The organism is Pseudomonas sp. LBUM1671, assembly GCF_059695685.1.
In genome coordinates this window covers 1,701,901-1,714,376 of the sequence record NZ_CP166782.1, presented here as the reverse complement: position 1 = coordinate 1,714,376, position 12,476 = coordinate 1,701,901, and the positions used below count along the sequence as shown (strand labels likewise).

Here is a 12,476-nt window from a genome sequence, read left to right as displayed (position 1 = left end):
CTACTCCTCTAGAACCAGCCGCTGCAGTTGCTCGACCACATAGTCCTGCTGTTCATCGGTCAGCAAGGGAAACAGCGGCAGGCTGATCGCCTCGGCGTAATAACGTTCGGCTTGCGGGAAGTCACCTTCGGCAAAACCCAGGTCGCGATAGTACGGCTGCAGGTGCACCGGAATATAGTGCAGGTTCACACCGACACCCGCCGCTCGCAAGCCTTCGAACACTTGTCGATGGCTGAGGTTGATCCGCTCTACCTGCAACCGCACCACATACAGGTGCCACGCCGACTCGGCCTCGGGCTGCGCACTGGGCAGCATCAGCGGCAAGTAGGCCAACAATCGGTCGTAACGCGCCGCCAGTTCACGACGGCGTTCGATGAAGTCGTCGAGCTTGTTCAGTTGAGAAATCCCGAGGGCTGCCTGCAGGTCGGTGATCCGGTAATTAAAACCCAGCTCGACTTGCTGGTAGTACCAGGGACCGTGGCTGGGCTCGGTCATCTGCTGCAGATCGCGGGTCATACCGTGGCTGCGCAAGCGCTGCAAGCGCTCGGCCAGGTCCGCACGATTGGTCAGGACCATGCCGCCCTCGGCGCTGGTGATGATCTTCACCGGATGAAAACTGAACACCGTCATTGCTGCGAAATCGCCGCACCCCACCGGACGCCCGGCATAGGAGGCACCCACCGCGTGGGAGGCGTCCTCGATGACCGTGAAACCATAACGCTCGGCCAGTTCGGCGATCTTGCGCATGTCGCAGCTTTGGCCTGAGAACGCCACGGCCACCAACACCTTCGGCAGCGTCCCGTCACGTTCGGCGTCTGCCAGTTTCGATTCCAGCGCGTAGGCGTCGAGGTTCCAGGTCAGCGGATCGATGTCGACGAAATCCACCTCGGCGCCGCAGTAGCGACCGCAATTGGCAGAGGCCAGAAAGGTGTTCGGCGTGGTCCACAAGCGGTCGCCCGGCCCGAGTCCCGCCGCCAGGCAAGCAATGTGCAGCGCGGCAGTGGCGTTGCACACCGCGACCGCGAAATCGGCCTGGCAACGCTCGGCCATGGCCTGTTCAAAACGCTCGATGGTCGGCCCCTGGGTCAGCCAGTCAGACTGCAACACCGCCACCACCGCGTCGATGTCTGCCTGATCGAGACTTTGCCGACCGTAAGGAATCATGCCGGCAACCCGGCGTGCAGGTCGGCGATCTGGCCCACCGACAGGAAGTGCGGGTTGGTGTCGGATCGGTATTCGAAGTCTTCACTCACAGGTCGGCCCTGCTCGCCTGTGTTATCGACGGCGAAATCCACGTCGACGCTGGTGAAACGAATCGACGGCTGAATCGTGTAGTGATCGGCGAATTCCAGGGTCATGCGCGCATCGTCCAGCGGCACCATCAATTCATGGAGTTTTTCACCAGGACGAATACCGACGTTCTTGTGCGGCAAGTGTTCCGCCATGCCCAGCGCCAGATCGACGATGCGGATCGATGGAATCTTCGGCACAAACACTTCGCCGCCGTGCATGCGAGCGAAGCTGTCGAGTACGAACTGCACGCCGTGATCGAGGGTGATCCAGAAACGCGTCATGCGCTCATCGGTAATCGGCAACTCTGTTGCGCCTTCGTTGATCAGCTTGCTGAAAAACGGCACGACAGAGCCGCGCGAACCTGCCACGTTGCCGTAGCGGACCACGGCAAACCGCGTCTGCTGTTCGCCGGCAATGTTGTTGGCGGCCACGAACAGTTTGTCCGACAGCAACTTGGTGGCGCCGTACAAATTGATCGGGCTGGCCGCCTTGTCGGTGGACAGCGCGACGACTTTTTTCACGCCGTTATCGATCGCCGCAGCGATGATATTTTCCGCGCCGTTGACGTTGGTGCGGATGCATTCAGTCGGGTTGTACTCCGCCGCCGGGACTTGTTTCAGAGCGGCGGCATGCACCACGTAATCGATACCGCGCATGGCCTGACGCAAGCGCTCGCCATCACGTACATCGCCGAGGAAGTAGCGCATGCACGGCGCATTGAACGTCTGCTGCATCTCGTACTGCTTGAGCTCGTCGCGAGAGAACACCACCACCCGTTTAGGCTGGTATTGCTCCAGCAGACGGCGGATGAAATTGCGCCCGAATGAACCGGTGCCACCGGAGATGAATATCGATTTACCGTTGAACATGCCTTGAGTCCTTCTACCTGTCAGCAGGCTTAAGCAAGCAACTGCGCCCAGTTCACACTGGAAGCGTCGCCGAGGGTAAAGCCCTTGCCGGTCAAGGCCAGGTTCTGGTTGTAAGCCGAATCTTGGGCAAAACGCGCTTGCCACTTGTCTTGCAGGGCTGCGGCGGTTTGCGGTGCGTCAGGCAACAGGCCCGGGTGCAGCATTTGCGCTTGAGGGCACCAGACGATCAGGTAACCGGCGTCGGCGACTTTCAGGCACAGGTCGATGTCTGCGAAGGCTTCGTCGAAATGTTCTTCGTCCAGACCGCCGACCGCTTCATACAGGTCTTTGCGAACCATCATGCAGGCCCCGGACACCGCCGAGTAGTTCTGCTCCACCTGATGGCCGTTCATGTAGCCTTTGGCATCTTTGCGCTCATCGATAAACACCGAGCCCAGCACGCCATTGAGGCCCAGCACCAGGCCGGCTTGCGTGGTGACGCCACGAATGTCCATCAGCTTGGCGCCGACAATCCCGACTTCCGGACGCTGGGCCTGGTTCAACAGGCTGTCGAGCCAGTTGGCGTTGACCACTACGGCGTCAGTAGACATCAGCACCACGTAGGCACCCTTGGCCTCACGCACGGCAAAGTTATGCAGCGCCGAGGCGCTCAGACGCTCGCCGGTACGCAGGACGCGCAGGCGATCGTCCTTACCTTCCAGGCTGGCCAGCCAGGTCAGCAATTCTTCGGACTGGCTGTGGTTATCGGCGATCAGAATTTCGTGCTGCTGATAACGGGTGCGTTGCAGTACGCTGACCACGGCTTGTTGCAGCGACTCGAAATTGTCCTGGCTGTGCAAGATGATCGAGACCTTCGGCCGTTCGGCGTGCTGGTAGTTGATCTGCCAGGTCTGCGGCAATTCGCAGCTGATCTGAGCGCGATAACCGCGCTCCTTGAGGGAACGTGTCAGGGTCTGACGTTCGTGGGCGTTTTCCTCGGTTGACGGCGCGTTGCAGATCAGCAGCGGCTCGGCCAGATGTGCCAGGCCACCCAAGCCGCCGTCTTCGATCAGGCGCAACACCAGATCGAATTCCAGTGCCGACGCGTATTCAGTCGAGTAACCACCCGCCTCGACCAAGACGTCACGCTGGATCAACCAGTGACGGGCCATCATCGACGGCACGGTTTGCAGCAGATCGAGGTTGACGCCTGGACGGAACACATCGCTCAGGGAACCGTTTTCCTGACGCTGGATTTCGTCCATGGACACGGCGCGCACGCCTTCGGCACCCAACAATTCGAGGCTCGCGCGCAGCAGGCCGCTGGCGGTGAACTGATCACCGGCCTCGGCCAGCACCAGCCAGTCGGCGGTGGACTGGGTCACACTCTGGTTGATGCGTTCGACATAGTTGGTGGCGGTGACCTTGACGAAGTGCACCGTGTCACGCGCCGTGGTGGTCGCTGGCAAATCGCCGGTGGTAAACACCACCACCTTGAACGCTTTGCAGTGACCACTGACCAGGCTGTCGAAGGTGGTCTGCAACTTGACCATGTCAGCGTCAAGGTCCAGCAAGAGAATGCCGAATTGCGGACCGCCGTTGTGTTTGGCCAGGTGCGCACTGATCGACTTGAGTTGCTTTGCGTCAGGATTGCGCGCTTCGATCCAGTTCAGCAGGCGACCGGACGGCATGTTCTCGAACAACGACTGTTCGTCCTGTTTCGGCACCGACACGAGACGCTTGGCCCAGGCTTGCAGCTTGACGCCCTCCTCCTCTTCTTCGGTGCCCTGCAACGACTCGGCCAGACGCGCAACCACGGTGCGGTTGAACGCATAGAGGCTCAGTGCTTCCCACAAACGGGCACGCAGAGTGCGGTCGTTATCATTGGGATGAACGCGCATCAGCTCATGTTGCTTGAGCAAGATGCCTTCCAGTTCCTGCAACTGCAGTTTGCCGGCCGGCATGGTGTGCAGGAGGAATTCGAATTCAGTCAGCAGATCGAACACCGGCTGGTTGTAGAACGGCATTTCGACAAACTGCTCGGTGTTGAACGTGCGCACCGGCTCTTTGCCAGACTCCAGCCAGGCCGAGGTGAAAATCAGCGTGCCTTTCAGCGAACGCATGTTGTTCAGGCAGTCGGCCATGGTGGCGAAACTGTCCAGCGCCACCTGCTTGCCCTCGGCCAGCGTCTTGTGGCTCATGCCGGTCGGCAATGAGGCCAGAAACTCGGCGAAGCGCTCGCGGTCGGCCACGGTTTTTGCGTCTTTGAGCGTCAACACCGTCAGCACGTTGGTGTTGTGCTCCGAGGCCCCGTAAGGGATTTCCCGCACGGCGAACGGGATCGGCAAAATCCGCGCCTTGGCCCGAGCGAGCATGTAATAGGCATGGCCGATTTCCTGCCATTCGAAGCTGGTGCCTGGCAGCAAAGCGTTGTGCCAGTCTTGCAGCAGCTCGGTGCGGCTGACCGCGTAGAACGGCGGCAGGAAGTGCCCCATGAATTGCATCAGGCGATCTTCGGCTTTATCGGAGCAGTAATCTTCCGGCCCCTTGCGGTCGCGGCGGAAGTAATTCACTTCCGTGGCGCGGGCCAGGTACATGATCCCGTAGCCGTGGGCCATGCCGTAATCGGCGTTGTCTTCGAGGAACTCCAGCGACTCGGTGACCGCATCGTGGATCAGGAAATCGTCATCAGCCGCCAGCACCATGTACGGCGTGGTCACCTGGTTCACGCCATAGGCGAGTTTTTCCTGGAGCCCGGTGTAGGTGAACTGCGGCAGGTGCCGGTAATCGACCATCGGGTAATCGCGGGTGATGTTTTCATCGCTTTTCAGCGAAGAATCCAGGACCAGGATCGTGCAGGGATAGCTGCTGTAGTACTGCAAGGTGCGCCGCAGGTAGGCGTTGCGGTTGTGGGAAATCACCACCACCGTCAACCGTTCTTTCAGCGATGCCACATCGTTACGAGCAGTGTTTTGAACGCGCATATCTCTATCCCCACAACCGGCCAAGCGCCGAGAACCCAGATTCAATAATGATTAACGAACGCGACGCAGGTAGCCGTCCGGCGCCACGGTGATCAGCAGCTTGTTCTGCAACTGACGGTCGATCTCGAAGTCAGCGTTTTCTTCCAGGTATTTCCACACGGCAGTCTTCGGGTTGTCGCCCGGGCCCCATTGACGATCCGGGAAGAAGTCGGCCGGCATGTCTTCAACCACGGTGTCCATCACCACGCAGTAGCTGTCGACCGAGACCAGTGGCGCATACAAGCGCAGCTCTTCCAGCACGTGGTCGTGGGTGTGGTTGGAATCCAGGACCAGAATGACTTTTTTGCCTTCGGCCGCTGCGCGCACTTGCTCGGCGATGGCCGCGTCGATGCTCGAACCTTCAATCATTTTGATGCGCTTGCTCATCGGGTGGCATTCGATGGCTTCGCGGTTGTGCGGGCGAATGTCGAGGTCGATGCCCAGCACTTCACCGTGGCCTTGCAGTTCCAGCAACGAGGCGTAGTAGATGATCGAACCGCCGTGGGCGATGCCGCATTCAATCACAAGGTCGGGTTTGACCTGCCAGATGATTTCCTGCATCGCCATCATGTCTTGCGGCAACTGAATGATCGGACGGCCCATCCACGAGAAGTGGTAGCTGTACTTGTGCTTCGCCGACTGGTTGAAGAAATCCTGGGCCAGGCCGGTGAGTTTCTGGTCGTCGCCCTGGGCTGCGATTTCTGCCTGGCATTCGGCTTCGAAGGCTGTATTGATGGTGTTGTCAGTCATTTTTCTAATCTCAATAGTCACTGGAACGAAGCGCTGTCGACGGCGTGATAGACGTAGCGTCCATCGGTCATCCGCTTGATTTCTTCGAGGTAGTTGGAGTTCATCACAAACAGGTTGGCGCCTTCGGGCAACGCATCCATGGCCTCTTGCGGCGAGGACACCCGCACGCCGCTCAGGGGCAGATACCGGCCCTGTTTGGCCGGGTTGATATCCACCACGCGATCCACCGCCACACCGGCCCGCTGCAGGAACAGCGAATAGATCACGCCTTTGGACGACGCGCCCCAGATCACCGAACCCTGCTCGGGGGCGGCTTGAATGATCTGCACCGCGCGCTCGAGGCTGCTGGTGAAACCCTGTGGCAACTCAAGGCGCGGCACCGGTTGTTCCGGGGTCAGGCGCAAGGTCGCCAGGTCCGCCACGATGTACAGGTATTGGCCACCGAACAGGTGACCGGCCTCGTGCACCGTGCCGAACATCCGGCGCAGATCGTCGAGGCGGAAGTAATTGACGTGCTCGTAGAACAGGTCGAACCAGGCGCGGTGCTCCAGGATCCAGTCGAAGCACGGCACTTCGATGTAGATTTGCCCGCCCTGATTGGCGTCGGCTATTTCAGCGAGGAAACTCACTGGATCCTGAATGTGCTCCAGCACATGGCGCAGCACGATCGCGTCCGCCGCCAAGCCCAGGCCTCGAGTGAACGGTGCCTTGATCACATCGGCGTTGCTGCCTTCGTAGGCCGGGTCGATGCCGGTGATGGCGTAGCCCAGGCTTTTCAGCAGCTCCAGGAAGTAGCCTTTGCCGCAGCCGACTTCGATCAGTTCCTGACCCTTGAAGTGACGGGCAATGATGCCTTCGACATCGCTCAGGTGCTTCTGGAACTGGCCCGAGTGCGCCTGCTCGTTCTGGTAGTCAGCGTCGTAGCTGAGCTTGTCGGCATCGAAGGCCTGGTTGAAGATCAACCCGCTCTTGTCGTCCTGCACCAGGACCATGTCGGCGCACGCTGACGCTTTCGCCGACGCAGGGTCGGCAAAGGTGCGGTTCTGCAACACCGGCAGGTCGGCGACCCGATACAACTCATGCCTCATGCTCTGCTCCCAGTAGCTGTTGCAAACGGTCCGCCACGCCCCAGAACGCCATGGGTTCGTGGGTCGGGTATGGGTAATGACCGAGGTTCAGACGGATCGCCGCGCCACGTTCCTGCAGTCGCTGCTCGACCAGCGCCCGCACCGAAATCGGCTGGCCGCTGGAACAATTGATCACGCCGTCGAATTCACGGTGTTGCACGATGGCGGCGAGGTAGCCGGCGGCCGTCTCGATCGCCAGGTAATCGCGCAACTGTTCGCCGGCCGACATATTGAAACTGGCGTCACCGGCATCGATGGCCCGGTCCAGCGCCGCCAGCAAACTGTTCGGGTTTTGCCCCTCGCCGTGCAGGTAAAACAGCCGCGCCCATTGCAGGGTGAACGGTTGAACCCGCTGCAGATTTTCGAGGAACAGGCGCAGTGTGTTCTTTGCCAAGCCATAAGGATTACTTGGCTGTGGCGCGGTTTGCTCGCCGAGCGGACCGCTCTGCAAGCCGTATTCAAAGCAGGTGCCGGTGACCAGCACTTGCGAAACGCCCGCCTCGACCGCGCCCTTGATGAACCGATAGTCGGCCATCAAGTTGTGCTCGAAGTGAAACAGCGCCTGATAGTTCGGCAACCCAGGCCAAGCCAGGTGCGCCAACGCGTCGATGCCATCGGTCAGCGCGGCGATGTCGAGGTCGGCGGCGTGAATATCCGCCGCAACGAATTCCACGGCATTGATCCACGGCATGTTCGCAGCGGTCTCGACGTTACGTGCCACCGCGCGGACTTCGCAGCCGCGGGCGAGCAAGGCCTCGACCAGATGGCGACCGACGAACCCGGTCGCCCCGGTGACCAGGACCTTCACAGGACGGTCAACTCAGGCACGGCGATGACAAAGCGGCCGCCCCACTCGCGCACCTGGGCCAGTTGCTGACTGACTTCGTGCAACAGGTTCCACGGCAGCACCAGGACGTAATCGGGTTTTTCCAGATCGATCTGCGCCGGCGACACAATCGGGATGCGACTGCCTGGCAGGTATTTGCCCTGCTTGTGCGGATTGGCGTCGGCGACCCAGGCCAGCAGGTCCGGCTTGACCCCGGCGTAGTTGAGCAAGGTGTTGCCCTTGGCCGCGGCGCCGTAACCGACCACGCGCTTGCCATCGGCTTTGGCCTGCAACAGGAAACACAGCAGTTCGTGCTTGATGCGCTCGGCGGCGGGCGCGAGGGTCGCGTAGTACTCGGGGGTTTTCACCCCGGCGTCGCGTTCGGCTTGCAGTTGCTCTTGAACCGCTGGCTGGACTTCCCGGCGCAGACCATCAAAGCGCTGAACGAACACGCGCAGCGATCCACCATGGGTCGACAGCTGACTGACGTCGAACACTTCCAGACCGTTGCGCTCGCACAGGGTCTGCACCGCGGTCAGCGACAGGTAGGAATAGTGCTCGTGATACAGCGTGTCGAACTGCTGCCCGGCCATCAGGGCCAGCAATTGCGGAAATTCGAAGGTCGCCACGCCGGTCGGTTTCAGCAATGTCGCGAAACCACCGAGGAAATCATTGATGTCCGGCACATGGGCCAGCACGTTATTGGCCGCCATCAGGTCGGCGGACCAACCGTCGGCGATCAATTGCGCAGCCGTGTCGCGGCCGAAGAACAGCTCGCGGATCTCCAGGCCTTTTTCTCGCGCCGCTTGCGCGGTGCTGCGGGTCGGCTCGACGCCCAGGCAGGGAATGCCGCGCCCGGCCACGTACTGCAGCAGGTAGCCATCGTTGGCGGCGATTTCCACCACGCGGCTGTCGGCGTTCAGGCCGAAGCGTTCGACCATCTCGGCCACGTACTTATCGGCATGAGCCAGCCAGGTGCTGGAAAACGAACTGAAATACGCGTACTCGGCATCGAACAGGCTATCGGCGCTGGTGTAATCCTCGGTCTGCACCAGCCAGCACTGCTGACACACCGCCACTTTCAGCGGCACCCATTGCTCGGCTTGCTCAAGTTGATCGGCGCGCACATAGGCGTTGGACGGCGGCGAGGTGCCGAGATCGATCAGCGGCAAGGCCAGGGAAGTCCCGCAACCACGGCAGTTCATACACACACTCCAGCGAAGTGTTCATCGAGCAAGGGATGGCTGGAATCCCGTGCCGACAGATTATTGACAGGCAACGGCCAGGCAATCTCCAGCCGTGGATCATTCACGCTCAAACCACCCTCGTGCACAGGCGTGTAGTCAGCGCTGTGCAGGTAGAGCAATTCGGCGTCGTCAGTCAGGGACTGGAAACCGTGGGCGAACCCGGCCGGAATCAACAGGCTGCGACCGTCGCCGGCGCGCAGGTGTTCGGCGTGCCAATGCAGGAAGGTCTCGGAGTCGGGGCGCAAATCCACCGCCACGTCCCAGACTTCACCGCGCAGGCAGGTGATCAGCTTGGCTTCCGGCGCACTCGCGTTCTGGTAATGCAGACCGCGCACACTGCCGCGTTCGCGGGTGCAGGAATGGTTGATCTGGCGAATATGAAACGGCTCGCCGAACGCGCTGAGGCTGCCTTCACAGAACAGCCGCGCAAAGTGTCCGCGTTCATCTTCGAAGCGTTTGTGCTGCACGCTGAACAGCCCGGCGAGCGGCAATGGTTTCAACAGAAACTCGCTCACAGCGCGCCTCGGTACAGGTTCAACTGGCCCAGGGTGATAGCGCGCATGTCGTCGCCGTTTTGCCACGCCAGGTGCCAGTCGAGGGTCTGGGTCAGGCACTGCTGCAACGACCATCGCGGTTGCCAGGCCAACAGTTGACGGGCGCGGCTGCTGTCCAGACGCAACAGACCGGCCTCATGCAAATCACTCGGCTCGATGCGCAAACCACGGGCTTGCGGCCAGCGGCTGGCAAGCAATTCGACGACTTCGCCGACGCTGCACATGTCCGCTTCGCTCGGCCCGAAGTTCCACGCACCGGCAAATGCCGGACCTTTTTCATAGAGGCCGGCGGCTAGTTGCAGGTAACCGGCCAGGGGCTCCAGCGCGTGCTGCCACGGGCGCACGGCTTGTGGGTAGCGCAGGGTCACGGGTTCGTCGGCGGACCAGGCTTTGAGCACATCGGGGATCAAACGCTCTGGTGCAAAATCACCGCCGCCCAAGACGTTGCCGGCACGCGCGGTGGCCAGGGCCAGACCGTGCTCGGCATGCTTTTCCGCCGGGAAGAACGAAGCGGCGTAAGACTGTGCCAACAACTCGCAACAGGCTTTGCTGCTGCTGTAGGGATCGTGCCCGCCGAGGGCTTCGTTTTCACGGTACGGCCACAGCCATTCCTGGTTGGCATAGACCTTGTCGGTGGTCACCAGCACACAGGCGCGCACGCCGCCGACTTGGCGGATCGCTTCGAGCAGGTTGAGGGTGCCCATGACGTTGCTGGAGTAAGTCCCCAGCGGGTCGCGATAAGCTTCGCGCACCAACGGCTGGGCCGCCAGGTGCAGGACGATTTCCGGCTGGGTCTCGGCGATCAGCTCCAGCAACGCGCCGAGGTCACGCAAGTCGCCGCGCTGATCGTTGATGCCTTCGTGCACCCGCGCCAGCTCGAACAAGCTCGGCTCGGTCGACGGGTCCAGCGAAAAACCGCTGACCTCGGCGCCGAGGCTTTGCAGCCACAACGTCAACCAACTGCCTTTGAAGCCGGTATGGCCGGTCAGCAGGACCCGCTTGCCGCGCCAGAACTCCGGGCTCAGTCCCATTGTTTCCATGGGGCCTCCCCGCTCAGCCACAACTGCTCAAGGTGGTTTTTGTCGCGCAGGGTGTCCATCGGATGCCAGAAACCGTCGTGCTGGAAGGCTTGCAGTTGCTGTTCGCTGGCCAGCGCGGCTAATGGCTCGGCTTCCCAGGAGGTTTGATCGTCGGCGATGTAGGGCAGCACTTTGGGTGACAGCACGAAGAACCCGCCATTGATCCAGCCGCCATCACCGCGTGGTTTCTCGATGAAGCCTTTGACGCTGTCGCCGTCGCGCTCCAGAGCGCCGTAACGACCCGGTGGCTGCACGGCGGTGACGGTCGCGAGTTTGCCGTGGGTCAGGTGGAAGTCCACCAAGGCGCCAATGTTGAGGTCCGAAACGCCGTCGCCGTAGGTGAAGCAGAACGCTTCTTCGCCTTCCAGGTAACGGGCGGCGCGACGCAGACGGCCACCGGTCATGGTGTCTTCGCCGGTGTCGATCAGGGTGACGCGCCACGGTTCACTGTAGTTCTGGTGGACGTCCATGCGGTTGTTGCACATGTCGAAGGTGACGTCGGAGGTGTGCAGGAAGTAGTTGGCGAAGAAATCCTTGATCGCGTAGCCCTTATAGCCAAGGCAGATCACGAAGTCATGAATCCCGTGGGCGGAGTACTGTTTCATAATGTGCCAAAGAATTGGCTTGCCGCCGATTTCGATCATCGGCTTGGGCTTGAGGTGCGACTCTTCGCTGATCCGCGTACCGAGACCACCTGCCAGAATTACTGCCTTCATCGCTGTCCTCTTGCTCTTCGCGCGGCCCTGCCACCCCCGCGAGGGTTGGCGAACCGTCAGATGCACATCATTTACCCGCAGCCACTGGGGCCTTCACGTGTTTTGAGGTGAAGGTTTTATGGCGATATGCGGGGGACTTGCAGGAAGTGAGCCAATTGTTTGGGGTCGGCGACTGGTGGGGGTTGGAGGGATTTGGGATTTGGGATTTGTGTACATATCCGTTTCTGCGGTAACGGCTACTTATGGTTTCGCTCTTACAGCGACTCACTTTTCCAGACGCCGAAAAGTAAGCAAAAGGCTTCGCCCCGGCGTACGGCGCCTCGCTGAGGCTCCGCGTTCCCTCGCTACGGTGTCCATCAGGGGGCATCGCCTACGGTCTGCTTCACGCCCTGAGCGTTTCCGCCGCACGGCGCTACGCGCCTAACCCCCTGATGAACACCTACGCTCGGCCTGCCGAAGGGGCGAGAGATCAAGATCAACGTCAAAAGCCAAAGCCAAAGCCAAAGCCAAAGCCAAAGCCAAAGCCAAAAGGATCGCAGCCGTCGAGAAGCTTGCGTACATCCGAAAGAACAGGTCGGCTGTCGGGCCGACATCGCTGGCAGGCCAGCTCCCACAGGGGTTTGGTGTACACCTGCAAGAGATAGGTCGGCTGTCAGGCCGCCATCGCTGGCAGGCCAGCTCCCACAATGGATCGGCGTACGCCTTCCGCTTCTCACCACTCATCAGGCCGAGCGTTAGCTCGCCTTCAGCTTTTGATCTTGATCTGCCCGCCCCTTCGGGAGGCTGAGTGGAGGTGTTCATCCGGGGAGTGGCGCGCAGCGCCGTTCGACGCAGTCGAACACGCTGCATGTAGGTCGTCGCGAAGCAGACCGGAGGGCAGTGTCCCCGGATGGATACCGCAGCGAAGGAACGCCGAGCCCAGGCGAGGGGCCGGACGCTCGGGGCGAGCCTTTTTTTGCTTACTTTTTTTTGGCGTTTGAAAAAAAAGTGAGTCGCCGTAAGGGCGAAACCGC

At 60.9% G+C, this 12,476-nt stretch carries 10 protein-coding genes; all 10 read right to left on the bottom strand.

Going from position 1 to position 12,476, the window contains the following annotated elements; translation table 11 throughout:
* From pseC to rfbF, 10 genes are read right to left on the bottom strand one after another with little or no spacing between them, the layout of a single operon-like run.
* Nucleotides 1-1,164 (bottom strand): UDP-4-amino-4,6-dideoxy-N-acetyl-beta-L-altrosamine transaminase, encoded by a 1,164-nt coding sequence (gene pseC / locus ACA060_RS07705; protein ID WP_497316416.1) that lies wholly within the window; start codon nt 1,162-1,164, stop codon nt 1-3.
* Entirely contained in the window at nt 1,161-2,162 is a 1,002-nt protein-coding gene (pseB, locus tag ACA060_RS07700) for a UDP-N-acetylglucosamine 4,6-dehydratase (inverting) (RefSeq protein ID WP_403099396.1), read from the bottom strand. The genes pseC and pseB overlap by 4 nt, the downstream gene beginning before the upstream one ends.
* A gap of 29 nt (nt 2,163-2,191) precedes the next feature.
* Nucleotides 2,192-5,125, bottom strand: a complete 2,934-nt coding sequence (locus ACA060_RS07695; protein ID WP_497316414.1) for a TIGR00180 family glycosyltransferase — start codon at nt 5,123-5,125, stop codon at nt 2,192-2,194.
* 51 nt (nt 5,126-5,176) lie between these two features.
* The gene (locus ACA060_RS07690) at nt 5,177-5,914 is read right to left on the bottom strand and encodes a cephalosporin hydroxylase family protein (RefSeq protein ID WP_497316412.1); all 738 of its coding nucleotides are present in this window, start codon (nt 5,912-5,914) and stop codon (nt 5,177-5,179) included.
* Between the two features lie 17 nt (nt 5,915-5,931).
* Nucleotides 5,932-7,002 (bottom strand): class I SAM-dependent methyltransferase, encoded by a 1,071-nt coding sequence (locus tag ACA060_RS07685; protein WP_497316410.1) that lies wholly within the window; start codon nt 7,000-7,002, stop codon nt 5,932-5,934.
* Entirely contained in the window at nt 6,992-7,849 is an 858-nt protein-coding gene (locus ACA060_RS07680; RefSeq protein ID WP_497316408.1) for an NAD-dependent epimerase/dehydratase family protein, read from the bottom strand. The genes ACA060_RS07685 and ACA060_RS07680 overlap by 11 nt, the downstream gene beginning before the upstream one ends.
* Nucleotides 7,846-9,072 carry a methyltransferase domain-containing protein gene (locus tag ACA060_RS07675; RefSeq protein WP_497316406.1) on the bottom strand — a complete coding sequence of 409 codons (1,227 nt, stop codon included), beginning with the start codon at nt 9,070-9,072 and terminating at the stop codon, nt 7,846-7,848. The genes ACA060_RS07680 and ACA060_RS07675 overlap by 4 nt, the downstream gene beginning before the upstream one ends.
* Nucleotides 9,069-9,629 carry a dTDP-4-dehydrorhamnose 3,5-epimerase family protein gene (locus ACA060_RS07670; protein WP_497316404.1) on the bottom strand — a complete coding sequence of 187 codons (561 nt, stop codon included), beginning with the start codon at nt 9,627-9,629 and terminating at the stop codon, nt 9,069-9,071. The genes ACA060_RS07675 and ACA060_RS07670 overlap by 4 nt, the downstream gene beginning before the upstream one ends.
* Complete coding sequence (gene rfbG / locus ACA060_RS07665; RefSeq protein WP_497316402.1) at nt 9,626-10,708, bottom strand: CDP-glucose 4,6-dehydratase; 1,083 nt, start codon at nt 10,706-10,708, stop codon at nt 9,626-9,628. Before rfbG ends, ACA060_RS07670 begins: the two co-directional genes overlap by 4 nt.
* A complete protein-coding gene (rfbF, locus tag ACA060_RS07660) occupies nt 10,690-11,463 on the bottom strand; it encodes a glucose-1-phosphate cytidylyltransferase (RefSeq protein ID WP_461957774.1) in 774 nt (257 codons plus the stop codon). The genes rfbG and rfbF overlap by 19 nt, the downstream gene beginning before the upstream one ends.
* Nucleotides 11,464-12,476 lie beyond the last annotated feature (1,013 nt).

What these genes read in the sequence shown, in the direction of transcription:
- ACA060_RS07695 (WP_497316414.1), bottom strand. Translation starts at nt 5,125, where the DNA reads ATGCGCGTTCAAAACACTGCTCGTAACGATGTGGCATCGCTGAAAGAA.
- ACA060_RS07675 (WP_497316406.1), bottom strand. Translation starts at nt 9,072, where the DNA reads ATGAACTGCCGTGGTTGCGGGACTTCCCTGGCCTTGCCGCTGATCGAT.
- pseC (WP_497316416.1), bottom strand. Translation starts at nt 1,164, where the DNA reads ATGATTCCTTACGGTCGGCAAAGTCTCGATCAGGCAGACATCGACGCG.
- pseB (WP_403099396.1), bottom strand. Translation starts at nt 2,162, where the DNA reads ATGTTCAACGGTAAATCGATATTCATCTCCGGTGGCACCGGTTCATTC.
- rfbF (WP_461957774.1), bottom strand. Translation starts at nt 11,463, where the DNA reads ATGAAGGCAGTAATTCTGGCAGGTGGTCTCGGTACGCGGATCAGCGAA.
- ACA060_RS07690 (WP_497316412.1), bottom strand. Translation starts at nt 5,914, where the DNA reads ATGACTGACAACACCATCAATACAGCCTTCGAAGCCGAATGCCAGGCA.
- rfbG (WP_497316402.1), bottom strand. Translation starts at nt 10,708, where the DNA reads ATGGAAACAATGGGACTGAGCCCGGAGTTCTGGCGCGGCAAGCGGGTC.
- ACA060_RS07685 (WP_497316410.1), bottom strand. Translation starts at nt 7,002, where the DNA reads ATGAGGCATGAGTTGTATCGGGTCGCCGACCTGCCGGTGTTGCAGAAC.